The following is a 24,270-nucleotide window of genomic DNA, read 5'->3' as shown; positions in this document are numbered from 1 at the left end:
GCCGCGCCGCACACTGCGTGAATCAATAGCCGCGGTAATACGGATGGTAGTAATGCGGGCGTTCGTAATAGCCGCCCGCCGGCACCACCACGCATGCGCTCAGCGCAGAGGTAGCGGCAGCAGCAAGGATGAGCAGGGCGATGGTGCGTTTCATGGTGAGGCTCCGTTGTTATCGTTGGACTTGGCCTCACTGTATGGACACTCCTCGAAACCGCGCTTTACCGTTTGTAAGAAAAACTGTGACGTTCAGGCCGGTAATCGACTGCCCGCCCCGTGCTGGCAACGCTCGCGTTACGGCGGCCGTAATTTGCCGTTACCTTTGCGATCAGACTGTGGAGCCGGATCGGGCGTCTTCAGGCACTGTCAGCACAGCGCCACAATGTTCCACGAACTTATCGCCACACTATTGACAGATCGTCGAGATCGGCGGGAAATACAACAAACGGCAAACGTTGGGCTTCAAGTTTGAACGCACAGCGCCGATAGCCGTCCATATAGATGTCAGGGCGTCTCGGCCCAGTCGAGACAGCAAAGCCCTGCGGGGACTATGCGATGCGCGCCGCCCAACCGTGCGCATCGGCAACACATCGGGGGACGCATCATGACGAATTTTCTGGAATCCACCATTGCCTGGGTCGCACCGTGCCTGATTGCCACTGCGATCATCGTGCCGGTCATGTGGAGCAAGCTGCGTACGCGCCGGATGCTCGAAGCCATGCACCAGGCACGCGAACACCGCGACGAGTGATTTGCCGATCGGCCATCTGCGCCGATCCAATCTTCTTGCCACGCCAGTAAAAACGAAAACGGGCGCCGCATTGCTGCTGGCGCCCGTTTGGCATTCTGCGAGGCCGGTTGCGGCGCGTCCCGTTGCGTCGCAATCGTGTCCGCTCAGGCTGCCACGGCCTGGCTCACCACGTCGCGCATGGCGGCGTGTGCTGCTTCCAACGCTTGCGTGCGGGCGTCCGGGCCCATCGCCAGGCGTTCTGCGCGTACGAACTGCACATCGGTGATGCCGAAGAAGCCGAACACCGTCTTCAGATACGCCTCTTGGAAATCCATGGCAGCTGCCGGGCCGGCGGAGTACATGCCCCCGCGCGTCGACGCAACGATCACCTTCTTGCCACCGGCCAAGCCAACCGGGCCGTTTTCCGTGTACTTGAACGTGCGGCCGGCTTGCGCCACGCGGTCGATCCAGGCCTTGAGCTGGCTGGGCACCGAGAAGTTGTACATCGGTGCGCCGACCACGATCACATCGCTGGCGAGCAGTTCGTTCACGAGCGTTTCCGAGCGGGCATGCTCGGCGCGGGTGGTATCGTCAAAATCATCGGCGCCCGTGGCGCGAAAGCCGGCGGCAATGGCGCCGTCCAGGTGCGGAATGGCTTCGACCGACAGGTCACGTTGGACAACGGTGGCGCTGGGGTTTTCGCGGCGCAGCTCGTCAACAATGGCGGCGCTCAGGATGCGCGAGGCCGAGGCGTCACCGAGGATGCTGGAATCAATGTGAAGGACTTGCATGGTGTCTCTCCAAGAAAAAGGTGGGTTGCTGCAAAGATAGTGCGATGCAGCAGGTTCCAGTAGTGGGTCGAATCGACACACATCGTTCTACGAGTGGGACAATGCGCCCGTGCTTTGGAGAACGGCCATGGAAGACCTGAACGACCTAGTCCTGTTTGCCAGTGTGGTGACGCACGGCAGTTTTTCTGGTGCCGCGCGGGCGCTGGGGATTCCCAAATCGCGCGTGAGCCGCCGCGTGGCCGATCTCGAAACGCGTCTGGGTGTGCGGCTGCTGCAGCGCTCAACGCGGGCGGTGCACGTAACGGACGTGGGCTCGGCGTTCTTTACGCATTGCGAATCGATGACGCAGGCGGCCCGCGCCGCCTTCGAGGTGGCCGAGCACGCCGGCGAAAAACCTTCTGGCCGCCTGCGCGTGAGCTGTCCGGTGGGCGTGGCGCACGTGTTCATCGCGCCCGTGCTGTCGAAATTCCTGCGCGCGCAGCCCGATGTGCGGCTGGAGTTGGACGTGACGAACCGCCGTGTCGACGTGATTGGCGACGGCTACGACGTGGCGCTGCGCGTGCGCTCGACGCTGGACGATTCCAACCTTGTCGTGCGCAGCTTTGGCGTGAGCGATCAGGTGCTTGTGGCCAGCCCGTCATTTGTTGCCGAGCATGGCCCGTTCGAGACGCCGGAATCGATGCGCGGAGCAATTGGCGTGGGCGTTGACGGCGCGGCCGGCGAGCGGACGCGCTGGCGCCTGACCGCCCCTGAAGGCGGCGCAGTGGACATCGAATACACCCCCGCACTGGTAACCGACGACTTGTATCTGATGGGACAGACCGCGCTGGCAGGCATTGGTGTTGCACAACTGCCGTTCAACCTGTGCGCCGAGCCGGTTCGCGATGGCCGGCTGGTCGTGCTGCTGCCGGAATACCGCTTGCCGGTGCACCAGTTTCACGCGGTGTTTCCGTCACGCCGCGGGCTGGTGCCGGCCGTGCGCGCGTTCATCGAATTCCTTGCAGAAGAGTTGCCCGGCATGACGGCAAATGTCAGCCGTTGTTATGAGGACATCGTCCGGCAACCCGATCGTTGACTCTGCAACGAATGCGAATCGGCAGTATCATCAACGGCTTCGCTTTTCCCATTGGCGCGGGTGCCTTGAGCGGCATTCGCGCACATTCCCATGTCCTCCCGCCCGAGCATCGAACCGCCCAAGCCAGACACGCCTACCGCGCCCATCGCAGCGGTATCCAGCCCGCTGGATACCCCACCGGTGGCTGAAATTCCGGTGATGGCGGTGATGGGCGGGCTGATGCTCGCCATCTTGCTGGGCGCGCTGGAGCAAACCATTGTTGCGGTGGCGTTGCCCGTAATCGCAGGCGAATTCAACGGCTTTGCGCTGATGGCGTGGCTGGTGTCGGCGTATCTGGTGGCGTCTACCGTGGTGACGCCCATCTACGGCAAGTTGAGTGACCTCTACGGCCGCCGCGCCATGCTGACGACGGCCATCGTCCTGTTCGTGCTGGCCTCCGTGGCGTGCGCGTTGGCGACGAGCATGCCGATGCTGCTGTTCGCGCGCGTGCTCCAGGGGCTGGGTGGCGGCGGGCTGATTTCGGTATCGCAGGCCACGATTGCCGATGTGGTGCCGCTGCGAGAGCGTGGCCGCTACCAGGGCTATGTGAGCGGCATGTGGGCGATGGCCAGCCTTGCCGGCCCGGTGATTGGCGGCTATCTCACGCATTACCTGTCGTGGCGCTGGATTTTCTGGATCAACCTGCCGCTGGGCATCGTCGCGCTGCTGGTCGTGCGCCGCACGCTGCGGCATCTGCCGGTGGCGCATCAGCGTCGCCCCATCGACGTGCCGGGCGTGGTGCTGTTTGCCGGCGGGCTGACCGCGCTGTTGTTGATGATTACCCGTGTGGGCCAGGGCACGCCGCTCACGCAGCCCGAAAACCTTGGCCTGCTGGCGGGTGCCGTGGTGTTGCTGGGCGCGTTTGTCTGGCAAGAGAACCGTGCCGTCGAGCCCATCATTCCGCTGTCGATGTTCCGGGTGCGCACGGTCACGATCTGCTGCCTTGCGCTGTTCCTGTGCTTCTTCCAACTGATTGCCACGTCGGTGCTGATGCCGCTGCGCTTCCAGATGGTGGCCGGTGCCAGCCCGGACGCTGCGGCGCTGCGCCTCGTGCCGCTCACGCTGTCGATTCCGCTTGGCGCCTTCATTGCCGGCAAGTGGATGACGCACAGCGGCCGCTACAAGCCGCTCATGCTGGGTGGCGCATGCGTGGTGCCGTTTGCCGTGGCTTCGCTTGGTTTGCTAGACCCGCATAGCGTATTGGCGTTGACCCTTGCGATGATCGTGCTTGGCCTGGCGATTGGCGTGCAGTTTCCGACCGGCTTGGTCGCCACGCAAAACGCTGTGCCGCCGCAGACAGTGGGCCTGGCCACGGCGCTGACGGCCTTCTCGCGCCTGCTGGGTGGCGCAGTGGGTGTGGCGGTGCTGACGTCCGTGCTGATTGCGCTGCTGCGTCAGGCTGCGCCTGAAGCGCATGTGGCGGCCGGCGGCGATGTGCTGATGGACCTTTTCCACGCCGCGCTTGCCAGCAGCGGCGCCGATGCCGAGGCCTTGCAGCGCGCGGGCGAAAGCGCCTTCAGGCATCTGTTCTTCTTTGCGGCTGCCGTGTCGGTGGTCTCGCCGCTGCTGATCATCCGGCTGGAAGAGAAGGCGCTGCGCGGCAAGGTGTCGCTTGCCGAAGCCATCGAGTAACGCGCGGACGCACTATGTCGTTGCGGGCGCCAGCGCGCGGTGCCTGGCCCGGCGCGCGACGCTGCCCTCGTATAGCGCCCAGCGCAGCGTGGGCGCCACGGTGCGCATGGCTGCCGACGCAAACGCTGCCTGCAGCGGCGGCCGCTTGAGATCGAGCATTTGTATCGCCCACGGCGGCAGCAACTGGATGCCCGCATCCAGGAAGAGGCGTACCGCCGGGCGCAACCCCGGGCGCGGCGCCTGCCACGTCATCAACACCTCCACCACCGTGCGCGTGCGATCGCCGGCCACCAGCTCGGCGCGCATCGCATTCAGATAGGTCTGCACGGCTGCCCGCGATTTCGGCACGTCGCGCGCGCCGAGCATCTCGGCCACCAGCGAGGTCTCTTCAAAATAACGATCCTGCTGGGTGACACTCAGGTTGCCATCCACGTAACGCAGATAGCCTGCCAGGAAGCTCGACATCTCGGCCACATGCACCCAGGTGAGCAGGTCTGGGTCGTTGGCCGAATACGGCCGGCCATCGGGCGCGATGCCTTGCACTCGGTCGTGGATGGTCTTGACGCGCTCGATGAGCGCCAGCGCATCATGCCGGCTGCCGTACGTGGTGCCGGCCACGAACTGGGCGGTGCGGCCCAGGCGCCCTTGCAGGTCTTCGCGAAAGTTGGAGTGGTCCCACACGCCGGCCAGCGCACGCGGGTGCAGCGCCTGGAGCAACAGCGCGCTGATGCCACCGGCCATCATCGCCGGAAAATCGGCATGCACCTTCCAGCAGACCGCGTCGGGGCCGAACAGGCCCGGGTCGCCTGGCGGCGAGGCAATGTCGAGGGTGAGGCTGCCGGTGGCGCGCGTAAGGCCGCGGACCTGGTTGGCGATGCGTTCGCGAATGGCGACGAGTGGCGAGGGCATGGTGCCGGAAGTGCCGGGAAGCACGAGGCGAAGAAGCGTTCATTTTACCGAGCCGCATCGAAGCACGCCCTGGCTGTCGTGATGACAGAACGCCGCATGGCCGATGTGCATCCGCAGGACCATTTGTTGCGAGACTGTGGGCGTTAGCGCCTCCTAGAATGAAGACCAATTCCACAAAAACGCCGTTTATGACCTTGCACCGACATCCCGCCTGGCTGCGCCCGATTGCCCTGCTTGCGCTGGTGGCCGGCCTATGCCTGAGCCCCGCCTCGCGCGCGGCAGACAATGCGCAGGGCCTGCGCGACAAATATCAGAGCGTGGCGTCCCAGTTGGCTGACAACCCGTTCCACCGCCCGCTGGCGTTGGAATCCACCGAGACGCCCACCATGCTCCAGGGCGACATTTACAGCGTGGTCGATTACCCGTTCGCTACGGTGAGCGGTGCGTTGAGTGACGCGACGCAAGGCCCCGGCAACTGGTGCGACGTGCTGATCCTGCACCTGAACATCAAGTATTGCCGCGCCGGGTCCGGGCCCCGTGGCACCGTGCTCGACGTGAATTTGGGTCGCAAGGTTGAGCAGAGCTTGTCGGCCAGCTATCGGCTGGAGTTCAACTACCGCCCCGTTGCAAGCAGCGCAGATTACTTTCGCGTGGAACTGAATGCCGAGTCCGGCCCGTTCAGCACGAAGGATTACCGAATCATGCTGGAGGCCATTCCGGCCCCGGCCGGCGGCAATCGCACCTTTCTGCATCTGACGTACTCGTACGGTTATGGCACCGCAGGGCGGCTGGCCATGCGCACGTATCTGGGCACGGTCGGCAGCGACAAGGTGGGTTTTACAAAGACGGCAGAATCCTCAGCCACCGCACCTGAATATGTGGGCGGTGTGCGAGGCTTGCTTGAGCGCAACACCATGCGCTACTACCTCGCCATCGATGCCTATCTGAAGGCGTTGTCGGCGTCGCCCGACAAGCGCCTGCAGCAGCGGCTGAGCACGTGGTTCAACGCGACCGAGCAATACCCGCGCCAGTTGCATGAAGTGGAGCGGCAGGACTACCTGCAGATGAAGCGCCACGAAGTCGAGCGCCAGCAGACGGCGCAGTAACGCTTCAGGCGGGCCGGTAGACCTTGGCGAAGCGCTGTGCCTGCACGACGCCGTAGTCGCCAGGGGCGTATTGGAGTACCCAGTCACCGGGCTGGCCGTGCAGCACATCGCCGGCTTCGGAGCGCGCCATCGAGAACGCTTCGCTCATCTGCCTGGCAAGCACCACGCTCGGGCGGTTGCGATAAGCGCCGGCCTGCCCATGTGCGAGCGATGCATCGGCGGGAGCGTACTTCGCATCGAAACGTTCGCGCGAGACCACCCAGCGGTCGCCCGTTGAACCGGTGATCAGCGCATCGCCGGGGGCGTAGTGGTTGGGGCCTTCCAGGCTCATCAGCTCGCCGGCTTCGGCGGCAAAGTCGACGTGGACGGTCTCGTCCTTAACGAAGGGGCGGGCGGCGGGGTCCGTGCGCAGGTCGACGTGTTGCAGCGTGGGCATGAGGTGACGCGAAAGCGATGAAGGCGAGGTCGGGCGAAAGGCCATAAGCGTAGCGCAAATGGCATGGCTGCAGCGTGGTGGGATTGCCGTTGCGGCTGCTTTCCAGCATCTTGTGGCGTGTCGGGCAGTCAGATCATGCGCGATTTTGCCCAGACCGCATCCGCTGAATCGCACCGACTTCTTTCGTCGATGTCTCATGCCAAGGAATCCATCGTGACCGCATGTGAACCCCACGCGCCATCCCAACTGACCGATCTCGATATGGCACTGTTGCGCCAGGCGATTGCGGTGGCCGACGACGCACGCAGGCGCGGGCGCCATCCGTTCGGCGCACTGGTGGCCGATGAACACGGCAACGTGATCGCCAGCGCGGGCAACAACTCGATGCCGCCCGAAGGCGACCCCACGCAGCATGCCGAGCTGGCGGCCGCGGCAGCAGCGGCCAGGATCCTGTCGCCCGAGCAGCTTGCGCGTTGCACGCTGTACACCAGTGCCGAGCCTTGCTGCATGTGCTCGGGCGCCATCTACTGGTGCAACATCGGCCGCGTGGTCTATGCGTTGTCGGAGCATCACCTGTTGACGCTTACGGGCGACCACCCAGAAAACCCGACGTTCTCGCTGCCATGCCGCGAGGTGTTTGTACGCGGCCAGCGCCAAATCGACGTGCACGGCCCGCTCATCGAAGACGAAGCCGCGCAATCTCACATCGGCTTCTGGGGGTGAGCGCCATGAACGTTCAAGATCGTCATGCTTTGTAGGGGCGTGTAAGCAACGGCGATAGAGCGATGGGCCGATCGCGCGCACAAGACCGCAGCTCAATTTTGCGGGGTGCGCATGCTCATCGATCGGTCCGTCATCGCTACGTACAAGCCCGACGCGCTGCAAGACACGATCGTCGACATGGAAGGCTGGGCGATGCCGCTTGACGCTGACCCGTCAGTCGAGACCGGCCAGATTCTGGGCGGCAACTACCGGCGCGTGTTCGAGGCGACGGTGGGTTGATCGGGGCCCGTGCTCTTTCTCACGGGCCAACGCGTGGTACGCAAGCGCTATAGGGCAGAAGCGATGGCGCCCATAGAGTGGTCTCGCCCTCTGCGGTTTGCTGTCTGTCGGGGGCATTTCTTTCACTCTTTGCGGAGCCCACCATGCCCCAAGCATTGCGCATCTATCAACTGGAATTCACCCAGAACAACGTCTCGGCCGGCAGCCTGCATACCAATCTGCAGACGTACGCTGCGCCCATCGCCCTGAGTGATCAGCGTTTCATCGTCGGTATTCGGCTGAACGAGCGCGGACTCCGCGATCTGCTCGGACACTTTTACTCCAACGGCCCCGCCATTATGCGTGTCGAGCACACCGACCGAGATGACTACGACCGCGCCGTCTGGACGCAGATCAACAACATCGTGAACAACGCCACCAATGCCAACATTGAGGTCGATTGGTAGGCTTGGAACCGGGCAGCGGCGCCCGGCCGATGATGGCGCGGACGTAGTAGAAGATCGTGGCGCGTGCATGCGGGCGGGTGAGCGCACCAGCCTAGACGTCCGCCCGCCGTCCGGTCAATGCCGCATGCGCGCGCGGTAGCGGACATTGGCGGTGTGATTGGCGTGTGGCCCAATACGGCGGATCTTCCCAATCTCGATGCCATGGCGATGGGCATCAAGCGCATGGCCGATTTGGTGGGCGTGGCGCACGTGGGGCTGGGCACCGACATGCTCGGTTTTATCCGGCCGCCGGTGTTCACCGGTTACGCGCAGTTGCCGACGCTGGCCACGGCGCTGCTGAAAGCGGGGTTCACTTCAGTGGAAACGGGCCAGATTCTGGGTGGCAATTACCGGCGCGTGTTCGAGGCGACGGTAGGTTGATCGTGGCCCGCAGGGCGCCAGGCAATGACGCCTTGCGGGCCCGATCACCGCACTTCCCCGTGTGTGCCCTGCGTTGCTGCGTTCCTGCGTATTAGCGGTCGTACTCGACCGACGTGGTGAAGTTCAGATCCAGCGGGTCTGCCCACGACATGTTGGTGAACGACATGTCTTGCGCGCCCGACCAACCCGTCACTGCGGGGAAAGCCACCCCCTGGTCGCCCGCTACATTGACGGTGAGCGTGGTCCCGGGCGCTGCCGGTGCGGCGCGGCCCACACCGTTCACGAACACCGTCGACTGGCCCGACATCGTGGAACGAATCTGCACGTTGACGCGCTTCACGAATGGCACGCCCGCCTTGGTCGTCCACGTGACGGGCAAGGTGGCGCCGCCTGCAAACGTTGATGCCGTGCCCGGGGTGAGGATGTCGCGCGTGGTCTGCGAGATGTCCTGCCACGTGTATTGGCGCAGCGCATCGGGCGAGGGCGACGGCGTGCGCAGCCGCACCGTGTACGTCTTGGACGGCTGGCTCGTAACACCGCCCTGATAGATGGCGATCGTGTAGGCGCTGAACGGCGTGATGGTCGCCAGCTCCGATGCCGTCAGTTGCGGCTTGGCCCAGGCCGTGTTGTTGCGCGGTGCATCGCCGGGCCACGTGAAGCCGCCCTGGTTGGCCGGGTCCTGTGCCACGCCTGCCAAGCGGAAGTTATTGCGGCAGGAGCTTTGCTTGGCAAGCAGAGCGAGTTGCGCCGGGGTCTGGCTCGCGCCAACCTGCGCACGGATATTCAGCGTGTCGCACGTGCCCGAAGAGGGCTGCAGGAACACGCCATTGCGCAGACCGGGCCCCGTAACAATCGCAAAGTCGACCGGCGTGCCGGCGGCGTCCGCGATGCCCACCTGCATGTTGATCGAATCGACAAACGCGTTGGTGCCCGTCAGCGCGGTGGCGCTGTTCAGCCAGTCCCACTTCTGCGCGTTGGCGTTGACTTTCGTGAACACGGCGCGCTGGTTGCCGACGATGCGCCAGCCGTTGTCGCCGCTGGCGCGTGAGGCAGGTTGTACCGCCACTTGCACGTGTTGCTGCATGCCGTCGCGAAGGCCATCGGCGCGGGTCCAGGCGAGCTTGACCCACAACGTGTCACCGCTGCTGGATGCTATGCGGATGATCTCCGGCAGGCTGAAGCTGGCGTTGTTCATCGCGTCGTCGGCAAACAGGCCCGGATTGCCCCCGCCCGATGCCGGGCCGAACTCCTGGTCAGCCGTCATGCCGTTGTTCAGGTAGGCCGACGGCACGCCGTTGATGAGCGCGCCGTTGGCCACGTCATCCACGAAGATTTGGCCGCAAACGGGCACGCTGCCGCCCGTGCGCGCCGCACCCGTGGAGCCGGCAAAGCACTGGTTCAGCGCAGTTTGCAGCGCAGCAAGGTCCGAGGCGGTCGGCAGGTTGGTGACGGGGTTGCCATTCATGGTCGCCACGCTGGGCAGGCTCGCCTTGTCGCTGGGCTGGGGCGCTACACCCGGCGCAAGCTGCAATTGCGCAGGCGTATCGCTCGACGCGCCCGCCACAGAGCTGATCTGCACGCTGCCGTCCGGCAGCACGTTCACCTTCAGCTGGTCGAGCAGGCGGTCGAGCCCCGGTGCGCCGGCCGTCAACGGGCCCGAGATCAGATCCACCCCGGTGTTGCCGGTGGCGGCCAGCAGGTCGGCCAGGGCGGCGGCATAGGCGGCCACTGTGCTTGAGACGGTTTGCGCGGTCACCTTGCTCTGCAGCAGGCCCGTGTTGCCCAGGAGCTTGCTCGGGTTGTCGCCCACGATGGTGGCGGCAATGGCATTGGTGATGGGCGTGATATTGATTGTCTGGCTGCCGGCACTGGCGGACAGCGCGATCAGCGTGGCTTGCGAGTCGGCCACGTTGCCGGCCGCCGACAACACGAACGGCGCGGCAAGACCCGTGACCGTGCACTGGAAAGCCCCCGTGGTGGCGTTGGCCGGGCAGTCGACCGACTTGCCGGCTGCGTCCATCAGCGTGACTGTCGCGCCCTGCATGGCCGCGCCCGTGGCGGCAACGCCGCTGACGGTCTGTGCTGCCGGAACGTTGGTGCCGGGCGATGTGCTGGCGCTGCTGCCGGAATCGCTGCCGCCGCAGCCCGACAGGGCAAGCGTGGCCAGTGCGATTGCAATGGGGGTGAGTTTCATGGAGTCCTCCGCTGGATCGTGGGTGCGCCGTGCATGCGACGCCGTTATTCGGCACGGAGATTCTCAAGTCGGCACTATGCGCCCGCATCATTCATTTGGAGGAAAGCGCCCCCAAATGAATGATGTTGAGCACCGCACGCGCGTGCTAAGTTATGTGCCCATAACATCACCGCAGCCACTTGGTTCTCACAGAGTGAGCATGGCGGGCGCCAAGGCCAGACAGCCATCCTTCGGGGGAGGGACGCGTGCTCAAAGACCAGCTTATTGGTGATCTGTACGAAGCTGCGGTAACGCAGGAAGGGTTTCTGAACGTGTTCCAGGGCGTGACCGAATCGCTTGGTGCCGACCTGTTCCACATGTTCAGTTGGGACGCCGTGCGCAATGCACCTCAGCTTTCGGTCTACTCCCCGAAGCAGGGGCTGGACGACACCATCGGGCTGTATGACCGGTACTACGGCGCATTGGACCCCCGACGCGGTTTTGTCGAACGTGCGAGCGTGCGCGAGTTTGCCTTCTGCCAGGATTACCTGTCCGATGCGTATGTTGAGCGCAGCGAATTCTTCCAGGACTATCAAATCCCTGCGGGTTTCCGTTACCTGATGGGCGTGCGCCTGGAGCGCCCCGGCAGCAGCGACATCCTGCTCGGCATGTTGCGCGCGCACGGCCGGACGCCCTTTTCCGACGAGGATCGTTTCAACGCTGCCGGCATGACCGACCACCTGCAGCGCACGATCAACCTCTGGCGGGATACACGCGTGCTGCATCGCGATGCAGCGCTCGGCGCCGAATTGATGGAGCAGCTTGGCCTGGCCGTATTCGCGCTCGGGCGGGACCAGCGCGTGCTGTTTGCCAATGCGCAAGCCGAAGCGTTGCTGCGCGCATCAACTTGCCTGCGGCTGGAGCACGGCCGACTGACAGCCGCGTTTGCTGCCGACAACGATGGTCTGCAAGCTGCACTGGCGCGGGTGACGAAGTCACGCAAGGGCGAGAGCTTTGCCGTGCGGCCGGCGCTCGGGGCGCCACACGAGATCTTTCTCGGCATTTCCCAATTGCCCGCCAATGCCGCGCATGCCGCGTTTGGCGATGCCGCCATGCTGGTCACCGCCCGGCGCAAGGGCGATGCGGTGCCGGTGACAGCCATGCAGTTGCGCCAGGCGTTCGGTCTGTCAGCGGCAGAGGCAGCGGTGGGCGAAGCACTGATCGCCGGCAAGACACCCGACGAATATGCGGCCGACGCCAATGTCGCCATGTCGACCGTGCGCTCGCAACTGCGGGCGATCTTCGAGAAGACCTGCACGCGCTCCCAGGCAGAAGCCGTGGGAGCGATGCTTTGGGTGCTGTCGCAGCGCAGGCCGCAAGGCTAGGCGGGCGTCAAGAAAGCACCGGGCGGAAGAAGCTGCGCTCGTAGCTGACGATGCAGCCGGTTTCTTCGGCGTACTGGATGGCCGCCATGCAATCGGGATCGGTCTTGGCGCGCTCGCGATAGACCTCGTAGGTCGCCAGACTCGGGAACGAGAATAAGGCCAGCGCGACGTTGTTCGCCCCTTCCGATGGGAGAAAGTAGCCGTGGTGCTGGCCGCCGAATTTCTCGACGAGCGGAATCCACATCTTTCCGTAGGCTTCGAATTCGACAAGCCGTGCCGGGTTGATGATGTAGCGGAGGTAGCAGGTGATCATGGCGCGTGTGGTGAGGTCGGGAGCGCGCCAGCCTAAACGCCCGCCCGCGGTCCGGTCAATGCCATATGTGGGCGGCGTGCTCAGTAGTACCGCAGTTCTGTCGCCTTGCCGTGGAACACCTTGTACGAATAGATCGTGTAGCCGACGATGGTTGGCAGCACGATGGCCACGCCCACCAGCATGAACTCCAGCGATTCCGGCGCACTGGCGGCCTGCCAGATGTCGAGCCTGTCCACAACGAGATACGGAAAGAGGCTGTAGGCCAGGCCATTGAAGGCCAGCAGGAAGATGGCGCCGGTGCCGACAAACGGCGCCCAGATCAGGTGTTCGTCACCCTTGGCAATCTGCCGTGGCAGGCGGCGCAGTACCCAGTCGATCAGCAGGAACAGCACGAACGTCACCAGCGGCACGGGCGCCAGCAGGATGATGTTCGGCAGCGCAAACCACTTGTCGAACACGCGTGTGCTGACCCACGGCGTTGCCAGCGACACGGCGGCCACGCCCAGCGCGGTGAACCACAGGCTGCCGCGAGCCCACTGCACCGCGCGCAATTGCAGCGCACCTTCGGTCTTCATGATGAGCCACGTGGCGCCCAGCAGCAGGTAGCCGGCAATCAGGCCGCCCGCCGTGCAGATCGCAAAGATGACGTTGGCTGCGTCGTACTGGAAGCCTGTGATGTACAGCCCGAGCATCAGACCCTGCGCTGCGGTGGCGATGACCGAGCCGGCATAGAACGCGCGGTTCCACCACGGCTTGTGGTGCGCGCGCGCCTTGACGCGAAAGTCGAATGCCACGCCACGCAGGATGAGGCCGAACAGCATCAGTGCCACCGGCAAATACAACGCGCCCAGGATCTCGCCATGTGCAGCCGGAAACGCCACCAGCAGCAGCCCGACCCCGAGCACGAGCCAGGTTTCGTTGGCGTCCCAGAACGGGCCGATGGAGGCGATCATCGTGTCTTTTTCGGCGTCGTCGGCGCGGCGCAGCAGGATGCCGACGCCCAGGTCGTACCCGTCGAGCACAACATAGGCGAGCACGGCAATGCCCATCAGGGCCATGAAGACCATCGGCAGCCAGCCGGCGGGTTGGGTGAGGTCAGGGATGGTGCTCATGCGTGGCTCGCGAGGGGCGAAGAAAGTTGAGAGGTGTGCTTGGCTGGGATATCGGCATCCGTCGGATCGATGGCACCGCCGGCCTTCCGGGCCAGATAGAAGACCACGCCGATGTAGGAGGCGATGAGGAACGCGTACAGCGCGAGATACATCGCCAGCGTGCTGCCGATCATCCGCGCGGGCACGGACGACGCAGCCTGCGCGGTGGTCAGCACGCCATAGACGAGCCACGGTTGCCGGCCGATCTCGGTGATGTACCAGCCGGCCACCACGGCCACCCAGCCTGAGAACGTCATGGCGACGAGGGCGCGTGCCAGCCAGTTCGGCAGTTCACCATTGCGGCGGAGGCGCCAGGCGCTCGTCCACGACACCGCCAGCATTAGCAGCCCGACGCCCACCATCAGGCGGAAGGCGAAGAACACCGGCAGCACGGGCGGGTGCTGGTCGAACTGATCGAGCCCCCGCACCTCGCCGTCGAGCGAATGCGTGAGATACAGCGACGCCAACTTCGGCACCGCAATCTCGTAGCGGTTGCTGTGCGAAGCTGCATCGGGAATGCCAAACAGCACGGCGGGCACGCCGCGCTCGGTTTGCCAGATGCCTTCCATCGCGGCCAGCTTGGCCGGTTGATGCTCCAGCGTGTTGAGACCGTGCGCGTCGCCGGCGGCAATCTGCAGCGGGATCAGCATGGCGGCGAGCACCACGCCTGTCTTGAGCGCCGCACGCACATCGCCACCGCGGTCCTTGCGCAGCCAGCGGTAGGCCGATACGCCCGCCAGCAGGAACGACACCGTCAGCCCCGAGGCCAGCAGCATGTGCGTGAACCGATACGGGAACGACGGGTTGAAGATGATCGCCAGCCAGCTTTGCGGATGTGCGCGGCCGTCGATCATCACGTAGCCGGCGGGTGTCTGCATCCACGAGTTGAGCGCGATGATCCAGAACACCGAGATGGTCGTGCCCAGCGCGACCAGGAACGTCGCGAATGTATGGATGCGCGGGCTGACGCGGCCTGTGCCGAACAGCATGATCCCGAGAAAGCTGGCCTCCAGAAAGAACGCGGTCAGCACTTCATACGCCAGCAGCGGCCCGGCGATGTTGCCGACGGTATTCATATAGCCGGGCCAGTTTGTGCCGAACTGAAAGCTCATCGTCACGCCGGACACCACGCCCAGCGCGAACGTCAATGCAAAGACCTTTACCCAAAGGCGATATGCGGCCATCCAGGCTTCGTTGCCGGTCTTGCGATAGCGCAGCTTGAAGAACAGCAGCACCCACGCAAGCGCGATGCTGATGGTGGGAAAGAGGATGTGGAACGTGATGTTGGCGCCAAACTGGATGCGCGCAAGGACAACGGGATCGAGCGACATGGTTTTTCTTGATACGGGGCTACTTCGATTTGCCGCCAACGACAACGGCAAGCTTGTTCTTCATCTCCAGCAGCTTGTGCACCTTGGAGCCCATCTTCATGAGTTGCTGCAACGAGTCGGCGTCGAGTTTCTGCACGTCGTCAAACCAGTTGGTCATGAGCGTGATGAGCTGGTACATCTCCTTCATGCGTGCCTGGGCGTGGCGGTCATCCGGATCGGTGGGGGATTCGAGCATGACGTCGCGCAGCAACGAGAGCGTGGGGTCGATCTCGCGCTTGCGGCGCTCCTCGGCCAGCGTGCGGAAGATGGTCCAGATGTCGTCCGGGGCGGAGAAATATTCGCGCCGGTCGCCCGGCTTGTGCGACAGCCGCACGAGCTTCCAAGACTCCAGCTCCTTCAGCCCGATGCTTACGTTTGAGCGGGAGAAGCCCAGCGCCTCGGCGATCTCGTCCGCGTTGATTGGCTCGCGCGCGGCGTAGAGCAGCGCGTAGATCTGCCCGACGGTGCGGTTGATGCCCCAGCGGCTGCCCATCTCGCCGAAATGCAGGACGAAGCGCTGTTTCAAGGGGGAGAGTTGCATTGTTTTGATCTTTCTCAATTTTTAGGAATTTCTGAAAGTTTAGCCCCCGTTGCCGCCCTTGGGATGTGACGCGCTGTCGCGGCGCGCGTGGGACGCTGCCCGCGGCCGAAGGTGCTCCAAGTGTGAGATCGATTCACAGGAAAACGTGTGGCGCCTCAATATCGCGCTTTGTATCTTATTTATCCGCCAATAATTAACGCAGATAAGGTATTAGCGGACTCGGCATACGGCATTCACTCGTGTCGCTTGCTGAAAAAGACAAGGGAGCGCGCGGGCGAAGCAGATAAGAATCATTTCCACTGAAGCAGTATCTGCTCGGGCAGATGAATGGGTGTTGGCTGAAAAACTAGGTTATCGGGTCTTAATAAATCCAGTTATGTGCCGATAATCCGTTGCGAAGTAAATCATCAAAGGAGATCCCCCCATGCGTGTCAACGAACCTGTTACCCAGCACGAATACGAGTTCCCGGACAACGCCACGCTCATGTCGACCACCGACACCCAGAGCTACATCGCCTATGCGAATGCAGCGTTTGTGGAGGTGAGCGGTTTTTCCCGCGAAGAGATTGAGGGCCAGCCACATAACATCGTGCGCCACCCCGATATGCCAACCGAGGCATTTGCCGATATGTGGGCCACGCTCAAGGCGGGGCAGCCATGGACGGCGCTGGTCAAGAACCGCCGCAAGGATGGCGACCATTATTGGGTGCGAGCCAACGCCACGCCCGTGGTGCGTAACGGACGGGTCAGCGGCTATATGTCGGTGCGCACCAAGCCCACGCGCGAGGAAATCGCCGCGGCCGAAGCGCTCTACAAGGATTTCCGCACCGGTCAGGCGGGCAGCCGCAAGTTTCACAAGGGTCTGATCGTGCGAACGGGCTTGATGGCCTGGCGTTCGGTGTTCCAACTGATGCCGGTGCGCTGGCGCATCCGGCTCACCTTCCTCGCATTGCTGCCCGCGTTGGCGGCGGCGGCGTGGGCATTTGGTCTCTCCGGCGCGGCGCTCGGCGGTTTTGCCGGCGCGTTGCTCGTGGCGCTGGCGCTGGCCTCATGGTCCTTGAAGGTGCAGATCGCCACGCCGCTTGAAAAGCTGCAGGAGCTCGCGCTGAGCGTGGCCTCGGGCGAGAGCCGGAAAGTCGCCATCGCAGACCGCGTGGACGAGATCGGCATGACGTTGCGCACGATCAGCCAGCTCGGGCTGATGTTCCGCTGGTTGATCGACGACGTGGCCGAGCAGGTTGTCAACGTGCAGTCGGCCAGCCAGGAGATCGCCAAGGGCAACGGCGACATCAACACCCGCACCGAGCAAGCCGCCGCGAGCCTGGAAGAAACCTCCAGCTCCATGACGCAAATGACCGCCACGGTGGCCAGCAATGCAGAGACGGCGGGGCAGGCGAATACGCTGTCGGGCGCGGCCACGCAGGCGGCGGTCAACGGCGGCCGTGCCATGGAGCAGGTGGTGGCCACCATGGGCGCCATCACGCAGAGTGCCAAGCAGATTGCCGACATCATCGGCGTGATCGACAGCATTGCCTTCCAGACCAACATCCTGGCACTCAATGCCGCCGTGGAGGCCGCGCGTGCCGGCGAACAAGGTCGGGGTTTTGCCGTCGTGGCGGGCGAGGTGCGTGCGCTTGCGCAGCGCAGCGCCGGCGCAGCCAAGGAGATCAAGGAGCTGATCGGCTCCAGTGTCGACAAGGTCGAATCGGGCTCGCGGCTGGTGGACGATGCCGGCAAGACCATGGACGACATCGTCGAGCAGGTCAAAAAGGTCTCGGCCATGATCGCCGACATCAGCCTGGCGACGGCGCAGCAGACCGACGGCATCACGCAGGTCAGCCAGGCGGTCAACCATCTGGATCAGGTCACGCAGGAGAACGCCACGCTGGTCGGCCAGAGCGCGGCGGCGGCCGAGGGCTTGCGCATTCAGGCCACGCGCCTAGTGGAGGCGGTCAACGTGTTCCGTTGAGCACGATGCAATTGCAAAAACCGTGTGAGCGCCACAGCGCGATTGTGCTGTCTTCGCCTACTATGCCTGTGCGGTAACGTCCCTCAAAACGCACATTCTTTGGAGCGCGAACATGGCCTCACACGGTTTGATTGCCTGGTTGATCATTGGCGCGGTGGCGGGCTGGCTGGCCGGCATCCTGGTCAAGGGTGGCGGTTTCGGCATCTTCGTCGACATCGTGGTCGGCATCGTCGGTGCGTTCATCGGCGGATGGCTAGCTGGGGTGCTGGGCATCTCGCTGGGCGGCGGGTGGATCGGCTCGATCATCACGGCGGTGATCGGTGCAGTGATCCTGCTGTTCATCATTCGGCTGATCAAGCGCGCATAGCGCAAGGAAGCACCAGTCCCAAGAACGGCGGTGGATGGCAGTGTCATCCAACCGCCGGATTTCAACACGCACCCCATCACCTAGACTGGTTGAACCAAGGGCAGCCGCGCCGCGCCACAAGCGCCGGCACGGCCGGTACACGCTAACCCAGCGAGGCCACCATGTCTGACCAGCTCACCACCGCACCGCAAGAACTCTACGAAGGGTTCGAGATTCACGTTGTGCCAAGCCCGACGCGGGCAAACTCCACGCGCTACACCTACACCGGCTACGTGTGCCACCCGGGCGCCGATCCTCAGTTGCCCGGTCACGTCGTGCCCTTTCATGCTGACGGGGACGACACCTTCCGCAGCCCAGAAGAGGCCATGGAGGAAGCCGTGCACGTGGCGCGCAGCATTGTCGACGGCACGCATCCGGATCTGTCGGTGCTGTCGATCGTGACGCACGGCTACTGACGCCGATACCTGCCGACATCTGGTCCGGCGGCTCCCTCAAATCGGTCCTGCACGTGATGCACCGGTCGCCATTGGCGGCCGCCGACGCATTTGCTGTGCCGCACCATCCCGAATCGCATCTGCACCGAAACCGTGCGATGCAGTGCTCGCGCATGAGGCACGCACCCCGGCCGATTTCGAGCTCATTTCCTGCAAACCGCGATAGCACAAGGCTTTGCGCGCCTGGCATACCTGTTGCATAGCAACATTGCGCGGGTCAAAGGCGATTCGTGCTCTTCGTGGTGAAGGCCCTGGTGCTCAGGGCTAATTGGACAACGGCGTCCCAGAACTCGGCTCTTGCAGCCCTGTTCTCGGACGCCTTTCTTTTTTTTGGCCCCTGATTGGGATTCAACATGACCGGCAAAGCCACCCGAATCGACCTGTTCAGCCTGCGTACGCCGCAGATGCGCGCCTTCCACCTGACGTGGCTCGCGTTCTTCGTGTGTTTCTACGCATGGTTTGCCTGCGCGCCGCTCATGCCGGTGCTCAAGGGCGAGTTCCACCTCACGCCCGGCCAGATCGCCAACATCAACATCGCCGCAGTGGCGGTGACGATCCTGGTGCGGTTGCTTGTCGGCCCGCTGTGCGATCGCTTTGGCCCGCGCAAGACCTATACCGGTTTGCTGCTGCTGGGGGCCATTCCGGTGCTGGGCGTGGCGCTCGCGCAAAGCTACGAAACCTTCCTCTTCTTCCGCCTGGCGATCGGCGCGATTGGCGCGAGCTTCGTCATCACGCAATACCACACGTCGGTCATGTTCGCGCCCAACGTGGTGGGCACGGCCAACGCGGCCGCTGCAGGTTGGGGCAATGCGGGCGGCGGTGTGGCACAAGGCACGATGCCGCTGCTGCTGACCGCCATCGTGATGATGGGCGTGACGCAGAGCATGGGCTGGCGCCTCGCCATGGTGGTGCCGGGCGTGGCGATGCTGATCGTCGCGGCTCTGTACTGGCGTTATACGCAGGACTGCCCGGAAGGCAATTTCAGCGCGCTGCGCGCTGCCGGCAAGACCATCGAAGGCGGCAAGAAGGGCGGCTGGGGCAGCTTCGTGGCAGCCGCTGGTAACTATCGTGTGTGGCTGCTGTTCATCACCTACGGCGCGTGCTTTGGCGTGGAGATCTTCATCCACAACATCGCCGCCACCTATTACGTCGACCACTTTGGCCTGTCGCTGTCGGGCGCAGGCATGGCTGCGGCGAGCTTCGGTCTGCTGGCGCTGTTTGCACGCGCGCTGGGCGGCATCGTGTCGGACCGCGTGGCAGCCAAGCGTGGCCTGGATGCGCGTACTCAACTGCTGTGCTTGCTGATGGTGGGCGAGGGCCTGGGCCTGTTCGGTTTCGCCCACGCAGGAAGCGTGACGGTGGCGGTGCTCGCGATGCTCGGTTTCGGCCTGTTCACGCACATGGCGTGCGGCGCCACGTATGCGCTGGTGCCGTTCATTGACCGCCGCGCGCTGGGTGGCGTGGCCGGCATCATCGGCGCGGGCGGCAACGCCGGCGCGGTGGCGGCGGGCTTCCTGCTCAAGGGTATGGCCGACACGCAAGCCACGTTGTCGGTGCTCGGCGTGTTTGTGGCGCTGTCTGCCATCTGCGCGATTGCCGTGCGCTTCTCGCCGGAACACAAGGCGCGCGAGCAAGCGCTGTACGACAACACGCTGGCCGCCGCCGCCAACGCCTAACGCAGTCAAGGAGACATCACCATGACCATGAAGATCGTCGTCATTGGCCACGGAATGGTGGGCCATAAGTTTCTGGAAAGCCTGCTGCACACACCGGGCCATCACCTTCAGGTGACGGTGCTGTGCGAAGAGCCGCGCCCCGCATACGACCGCGTGCACTTGTCGGAATTCTTCACGGGCAAGACGGCGGAAGATCTCTCGCTCGTGGCCCCGGGTTTCTTTGATCGCGATGACGTGGTGCTCAAGCTCAACGCTCGCGCCACGGCCATCGACACCATTGCCAAAACGGTAACGGCCTCCACCGGCGAGGTGCTGCCGTACGACAAGCTGGTCATCGCTTCGGGCTCGTCGCCGTTTGTGCCGCCGGTGCCGGGCAAGGACCGCAAGGACTGCTTCGTCTATCGCACCATCGAAGACCTCGAAGCGATGGCCGAATGTGGCCAGCGTGCCAAGACGGGCGTCGTCATTGGTGGCGGCCTGCTGGGGCTCGAATGTGCCAAGGCGCTGCGTGACATGAACCTGCAAACGCACGTGGTCGAGTTTGCCGGCCGCCTGATGGCGATGCAGGTGGACGACGGCGGCGGCCGCATGCTGCGCCGGAAGATCGAAGATCTTGGCGTGACCGTTCACACGCAGAAGAACACCTCGGAGATCATCGACGGCGAAACGGCGACGCATCGCCTGAACTTTGCCGACGGCACGCACCTGGAAGCCGACATGGTCGTCTTCTCGGCCGGCATCCGTCCGCGCGATGAACTGGCGCGCGCCTGCGGGCTGGAAGTGGGCGAACGCGGCGGCATTGTGATCGACTCCGAGTGCCGTACCTCGGCGCCGGACGTGTACGCGATTGGCGAATGCGCGCTGTGGGGCGGCAAGGTCTACGGCCTGGTCGCGCCGGGCTACGAGATGGCGCGCATCACCGCCAAGCAGATCCTGGCCGCCGACGAGGTGGCAGAGTTCAGCGGCGCCGACATGAGCACCAAGCTCAAGCTGATGGGCGTAGACGTCGCCAGCCTGGGCGATGCACAAGGCATCACGCCGGGCAGCCGCAGCGTGCAGTTCACCGACGAGCGCAAGCAGATCTACAAGAAGCTGGTGGTGTCGGAAGACGGCAAGTACCTGCTGGGCGGTGTGCTTGTTGGCGATGCGGCTGAATACGGCACGCTGCTGCAGATGATGCTCAACCGCATCGAGCTGCCCGAGGCGCCGGAATTCCTGATCCTGCCGCAGGCCGATGGCAACGCGCGCCCCGCATTGGGCGTGGATGCGCTGCCCGATAGCGCGCAGATCTGCTCGTGCAACGATGTATCGAAGGGCGCGCTGTGCCAGGCGGTGTGCGCCGGCGCCACCACCGTGGGCGCGCTCAAGGACGCGACCAAGGCCGGCACTTCGTGCGGCGGCTGCGTGCCGCTCATGACGCAGGTGATGAAGGCCGAGATGAAGAAGCAAGGCCTGGCCGTCAACAACCACATCTGCGAGCACTTTCCGTATTCGCGCCAGGAGCTGTATCACCTGGTGCGCGTGGGCCGCATCCAGTCGTTCGAAGCATTGCTGGAAGCGCACGGCAGCGGTATGGGATGCGACATCTGCAAGCCGGCCGTCGCGAGCATCCTCGCCTCGTGCTGGAACGACTTCGTACTCAAGAAAGAGCACGCCGGCCTGCAGGATTCCAACGACTACTTCCTCGCCAACATCCAGAAGGATGGGACGTACTCCGTGGTGCCGCGCATGGCGGGCGGCGAAGTGACGGCAGATGGCCTGATCGCCGTGGGGCAGGTCGCCAAGAAATACGGCCTGTACACCAAGATCACGGGCGGCCAGCGTGTCGACCTGTTCGGTGCGCGTCTGGAGCAGTTGCCGCTGATCTGGGAAGAGCTGATTGCGGCCGGCTTCGAGTCGGGCCATGCCTATGGCAAGTCGCTGCGTACGGTGAAGTCGTGCGTGGGCTCCACATGGTGCCGGTATGGCGTGGGCGATTCGGTTGGCTTTGCGGTGGCGCTGGAGAACCGCTACAAGGGGTTGCGCTCGCCGCACAAGCTGAAGTTTGGCGTGTCGGGCTGCACGCGCGAATGTGCCGAAGCGCAGGGCAAGGATGTCGGCATCATCGCTACCGAAAAAGGCTGGAACCTGTACGTGTGCGGCAACGGCGGCATGAAACCCCGTCATGCCGAACTGCTGGCGGCAGACCTCGACCAGGAAACGCTCATCAAGTATGTCGACCGCTTCCTGATGTTCTACGTGCGCACGGCCGACCGCCTGCAACGCACCAGCACGTGGCGCGACAACCTGGAAGGCGGCCTGGATTACCTCAAGGACGTGGTCATCAACGACAAGCTGGGCATCGTGGCGGAACTCGAAGCCGACATGCAGCACGTGGTCGACACCTATCAGGACGAGTGGAAGACGGCTGTGACCAACCCCGAAGTGCGCAAGCGCTTCCGTCACTTCGTCAACAGCGAAGCGAAGGATGCGAATGTCGTCTTTGTAGAGGAGCGCGGCCAGATCCGCCCTGCCACGGTGGAGGAGCGTGCCAAGACGCGGCCCGTGCGCATTCCTGTTGTTGCTGAAGCTGCTTGAGCTTGATAGAGGAGGACGCCATGCAAGCATCCCGTTGGACCCCGATCTGTGCCCTGGACGACATCGTTCCCAACACCGGCGTCTGCGCGCTGGTGGAAGGCGACCAGGTTGCCGTGTTCCGTGTGGGCGGCAACACACCGCAAAGCGTGTACGCCATCGGCAACTACGACCCGAACTCCGCCGCCGCCGTGCTCTCGCGCGGGCTGGTCGGCAACCTGGGAGAGCGCATTGTCGTCGCCTCGCCCATCTACAAGCAGCATTTCGACCTGACCACGGGCGAGTGCCTGGAAGCGCCGGCCAATTCCGTGCATGCCTACGCAACCAAGGTGGAAGACGGCAAGGTCTGGATAGCGGCATGAGCCGCAAGCCGTGAGCCGCGGCCATGGCCGCCGGCACGGAGTGAATCAAATGACCGACAACCTTCAGGAGAAGGCAGCATGAACGCCAAGACCGTACGCCCCAAGCTGGTCGTCATCGGCAACGGCATGGCCGGCATGCGCACGGTCGAAGAGTTGCTCAAGCTGGCGCCGGACCTGTACGACGTGACCGTGTTCGGTGAAGAGCCGCACGGCAACTACAACCGCATCCTGCTCTCGCCCGTGCTGGCGGGTGAGAAGCAGGTTGACGACATCATGCTCAACACGCGTGAGTGGTACGACGAGAACGACATCACGCTGCATGCGGGCGACCCGGTGGTCGCCATCGACCGCCCGCGCCGCACGCTGCGCTCGCGCGACGGCGTGGAGGTGCGCTACGACCGCCTGCTGATCGCCACGGGCTCGCGGCCGTTCATCCTGCCGGTGCCGGGGCACCTGCTTCCGGGCGTGATCGCCTTCCGCGACATTCAAGACGTGGAGACGATGCTGGAGGCGGCCCGCAACCACCGGCATGCGGTCGTCATCGGCGGTGGCCTGCTTGGGCTGGAAGCCGCCAACGGCCTGATGCGTCAGGGCATGGACGTGACCGTGGTGCACCTGCCCGACAGCCTGATGGAGCGCCAGCTCGACAAGCCGGCCGCCAAGCTGTTGCAGAAGGCGCTGGAGGCCAAGGGCCTGCGCTTCTTGTTGGGTGCGCACACGGCAGAGCTACTTGGCACCGACCGCGTGACTGCCGTCCGCTTCAAGGACGGCACCCAAATTCCCGCCGACCTCGTCGTCATGACTGCCGGCGTACGCCCGAACATTGAACTTGCAAAGGCCGCCGGCCTGCACTGCGAACGCGCCATCATCGTCGACGACACGCTGCAAACCTACGACCCGCGCATCTACGCCGTGGGCGAATGCGTGCAGCACCGCAGCGCAACGTTCGGTCTGGTTGCACCCATCTGGGACCAGGCCCGCGTGTGTGCCGCGCACCTGGCCGGTGCCGGACACCGCCGCTATATCCAGCAGGCCACGGCGACCAAGCTGAAGGTCACGGGCGTGGACTTGTATTCCGCTGGCGATTTCATCGGCGGCGACGGCACCGAAGACATCGTGCTGCGCGACCCGCGCCGTGGCGTCTACAAGCGCCTTGTGCTGAAGGAAGACCGCATCGTCGGCGCGGTGCTGTACGGCGATGTGGCTGATGGCCCGTGGTATTTCGACATGATCCAGCGCCAGACCCCGATCACACCGATTCGCCAGCGCCTGTTGTTTGGCCGTGCGCTGTGCGAAGCAGAAGCCGCCTGAT

At 64.1% G+C, this 24,270-nt stretch carries 25 protein-coding genes; 16 read left to right on the top strand and 9 right to left on the bottom strand.

The features are described from left to right. Window positions 1-22: 22 nt before the first annotated feature. Window positions 23-154 carry a hypothetical protein gene (locus NKG59_RS26385; RefSeq protein WP_024978542.1) on the bottom strand — a complete coding sequence of 44 codons (132 nt, stop codon included), beginning with the start codon at window positions 152-154 and terminating at the stop codon, window positions 23-25. Window positions 155-601: 447 nt separating this feature from the next. Here NKG59_RS26385 and NKG59_RS02180 point away from each other — a divergent pair, with 447 nt between their 5' ends. Further along, the gene (locus NKG59_RS02180) at window positions 602-748 is read left to right on the top strand and encodes a hypothetical protein (RefSeq protein ID WP_253534801.1); all 147 of its coding nucleotides are present in this window, start codon (window positions 602-604) and stop codon (window positions 746-748) included. Window positions 749-891: 143 nt separating this feature from the next. Here NKG59_RS02180 and NKG59_RS02175 read toward each other — a convergent pair whose 3' ends face one another. After that, a complete protein-coding gene (locus NKG59_RS02175) occupies window positions 892-1,518 on the bottom strand; it encodes an FMN-dependent NADH-azoreductase (RefSeq protein ID WP_253534799.1) in 627 nt (208 codons plus the stop codon). 127 nt (window positions 1,519-1,645) lie between these two features. Between NKG59_RS02175 and NKG59_RS02170 the strand changes: the two genes are divergently transcribed. Then, window positions 1,646-2,593, top strand: coding sequence for a LysR family transcriptional regulator (locus tag NKG59_RS02170; RefSeq protein ID WP_253534797.1), 948 nt, complete (start codon window positions 1,646-1,648; stop codon window positions 2,591-2,593). 90 nt (window positions 2,594-2,683) lie between these two features. After that, complete coding sequence (locus NKG59_RS02165; RefSeq protein ID WP_253534795.1) at window positions 2,684-4,264, top strand: MDR family MFS transporter; 1,581 nt, start codon at window positions 2,684-2,686, stop codon at window positions 4,262-4,264. A 12-nt stretch (window positions 4,265-4,276) separates the two neighbouring features. On the opposite strand, the gene NKG59_RS02160 is transcribed toward NKG59_RS02165, so the two are convergent. Next, window positions 4,277-5,173, bottom strand: coding sequence for an oxygenase MpaB family protein (locus NKG59_RS02160; protein ID WP_253534793.1), 897 nt, complete (start codon window positions 5,171-5,173; stop codon window positions 4,277-4,279). Window positions 5,174-5,361: 188 nt separating this feature from the next. Between NKG59_RS02160 and NKG59_RS02155 the strand changes: the two genes are divergently transcribed. Further along, window positions 5,362-6,279, top strand: coding sequence for a hypothetical protein (locus tag NKG59_RS02155; RefSeq protein WP_253534782.1), 918 nt, complete (start codon window positions 5,362-5,364; stop codon window positions 6,277-6,279). 4 nt (window positions 6,280-6,283) lie between these two features. Here NKG59_RS02155 and NKG59_RS02150 read toward each other — a convergent pair whose 3' ends face one another. Next, the gene (locus NKG59_RS02150) at window positions 6,284-6,715 is read right to left on the bottom strand and encodes a PGDYG domain-containing protein (RefSeq protein WP_253534780.1); all 432 of its coding nucleotides are present in this window, start codon (window positions 6,713-6,715) and stop codon (window positions 6,284-6,286) included. A gap of 261 nt (window positions 6,716-6,976) precedes the next feature. Between NKG59_RS02150 and NKG59_RS02145 the strand changes: the two genes are divergently transcribed. From NKG59_RS02145 to NKG59_RS02130, 4 genes are all read left to right on the top strand, one after another. Continuing rightward, window positions 6,977-7,438 carry a nucleoside deaminase gene (locus tag NKG59_RS02145; protein ID WP_253535668.1) on the top strand — a complete coding sequence of 154 codons (462 nt, stop codon included), beginning with the start codon at window positions 6,977-6,979 and terminating at the stop codon, window positions 7,436-7,438. Between the two features lie 111 nt (window positions 7,439-7,549). Next, window positions 7,550-7,717 carry a hypothetical protein gene (locus NKG59_RS02140; RefSeq protein WP_156158324.1) on the top strand — a complete coding sequence of 56 codons (168 nt, stop codon included), beginning with the start codon at window positions 7,550-7,552 and terminating at the stop codon, window positions 7,715-7,717. Window positions 7,718-7,860: 143 nt separating this feature from the next. Further along, the gene (locus tag NKG59_RS02135; protein ID WP_024978550.1) at window positions 7,861-8,163 is read left to right on the top strand and encodes a hypothetical protein; all 303 of its coding nucleotides are present in this window, start codon (window positions 7,861-7,863) and stop codon (window positions 8,161-8,163) included. A gap of 117 nt (window positions 8,164-8,280) precedes the next feature. Next, window positions 8,281-8,583, top strand: a complete 303-nt coding sequence (locus tag NKG59_RS02130; RefSeq protein ID WP_253534778.1) for a membrane dipeptidase — start codon at window positions 8,281-8,283, stop codon at window positions 8,581-8,583. Between the two features lie 91 nt (window positions 8,584-8,674). Here NKG59_RS02130 and NKG59_RS02125 read toward each other — a convergent pair whose 3' ends face one another. Beyond that, window positions 8,675-10,777, bottom strand: a complete 2,103-nt coding sequence (locus tag NKG59_RS02125; RefSeq protein WP_253534776.1) for a hypothetical protein — start codon at window positions 10,775-10,777, stop codon at window positions 8,675-8,677. Between the two features lie 245 nt (window positions 10,778-11,022). Between NKG59_RS02125 and NKG59_RS02120 the strand changes: the two genes are divergently transcribed. Continuing rightward, the gene (locus tag NKG59_RS02120) at window positions 11,023-12,141 is read left to right on the top strand and encodes a helix-turn-helix transcriptional regulator (RefSeq protein WP_253534774.1); all 1,119 of its coding nucleotides are present in this window, start codon (window positions 11,023-11,025) and stop codon (window positions 12,139-12,141) included. A 7-nt stretch (window positions 12,142-12,148) separates the two neighbouring features. Here NKG59_RS02120 and NKG59_RS02115 read toward each other — a convergent pair whose 3' ends face one another. From NKG59_RS02115 to NKG59_RS02100, 4 genes are all read right to left on the bottom strand, one after another. Then, window positions 12,149-12,454, bottom strand: a complete 306-nt coding sequence (locus NKG59_RS02115; protein ID WP_253534771.1) for an NIPSNAP family protein — start codon at window positions 12,452-12,454, stop codon at window positions 12,149-12,151. Between the two features lie 80 nt (window positions 12,455-12,534). Further along, the gene (locus NKG59_RS02110; protein WP_253534769.1) at window positions 12,535-13,566 is read right to left on the bottom strand and encodes a cytochrome d ubiquinol oxidase subunit II; all 1,032 of its coding nucleotides are present in this window, start codon (window positions 13,564-13,566) and stop codon (window positions 12,535-12,537) included. Then, complete coding sequence (locus NKG59_RS02105) at window positions 13,563-14,936, bottom strand: cytochrome ubiquinol oxidase subunit I (protein ID WP_253534767.1); 1,374 nt, start codon at window positions 14,934-14,936, stop codon at window positions 13,563-13,565. Before NKG59_RS02105 ends, NKG59_RS02110 begins: the two co-directional genes overlap by 4 nt. 19 nt (window positions 14,937-14,955) lie before the next feature. Then, a complete protein-coding gene (locus tag NKG59_RS02100) occupies window positions 14,956-15,516 on the bottom strand; it encodes a GbsR/MarR family transcriptional regulator (RefSeq protein WP_253534765.1) in 561 nt (186 codons plus the stop codon). 424 nt (window positions 15,517-15,940) lie between these two features. Between NKG59_RS02100 and NKG59_RS02095 the strand changes: the two genes are divergently transcribed. The 7 genes from NKG59_RS02095 (at window position 15,941) to NKG59_RS02065 (ending at window position 24,269) form a co-directional block, all read left to right on the top strand. Continuing rightward, window positions 15,941-17,485, top strand: coding sequence for a methyl-accepting chemotaxis protein (locus NKG59_RS02095; protein WP_253534763.1), 1,545 nt, complete (start codon window positions 15,941-15,943; stop codon window positions 17,483-17,485). Window positions 17,486-17,597: 112 nt separating this feature from the next. Further along, on the top strand, window positions 17,598-17,852 hold the full coding sequence (locus tag NKG59_RS02090; protein WP_004627540.1) for a GlsB/YeaQ/YmgE family stress response membrane protein: 255 nt from the start codon (window positions 17,598-17,600) through the stop codon (window positions 17,850-17,852). Window positions 17,853-18,013: 161 nt separating this feature from the next. Further along, complete coding sequence (locus tag NKG59_RS02085) at window positions 18,014-18,307, top strand: hypothetical protein (protein WP_252694309.1); 294 nt, start codon at window positions 18,014-18,016, stop codon at window positions 18,305-18,307. Window positions 18,308-18,699: 392 nt separating this feature from the next. Further along, window positions 18,700-20,022 (top strand): MFS transporter, encoded by a 1,323-nt coding sequence (locus NKG59_RS02080; protein ID WP_045201716.1) that lies wholly within the window; start codon window positions 18,700-18,702, stop codon window positions 20,020-20,022. Between the two features lie 21 nt (window positions 20,023-20,043). Continuing rightward, a complete protein-coding gene (gene nirB, locus NKG59_RS02075; protein WP_253534761.1) occupies window positions 20,044-22,599 on the top strand; it encodes a nitrite reductase large subunit NirB in 2,556 nt (851 codons plus the stop codon). 20 nt (window positions 22,600-22,619) lie between these two features. Continuing rightward, on the top strand, window positions 22,620-22,958 hold the full coding sequence (gene nirD, locus NKG59_RS02070; RefSeq protein WP_045201714.1) for a nitrite reductase small subunit NirD: 339 nt from the start codon (window positions 22,620-22,622) through the stop codon (window positions 22,956-22,958). 78 nt (window positions 22,959-23,036) lie between these two features. Continuing rightward, window positions 23,037-24,269 carry an NAD(P)/FAD-dependent oxidoreductase gene (locus NKG59_RS02065; RefSeq protein ID WP_253534759.1) on the top strand — a complete coding sequence of 411 codons (1,233 nt, stop codon included), beginning with the start codon at window positions 23,037-23,039 and terminating at the stop codon, window positions 24,267-24,269. Window position 24,270: the final 1 nt, after the last annotated feature.

It is taken from the genome of Ralstonia chuxiongensis, from assembly GCF_024158925.1.
Taxonomy (GTDB): domain Bacteria; phylum Pseudomonadota; class Gammaproteobacteria; order Burkholderiales; family Burkholderiaceae; genus Ralstonia; species Ralstonia chuxiongensis.
The sequence above is the reverse complement of the archived record's forward strand: the minus strand, read 5'-3'. Positions and strand labels throughout refer to the sequence as shown.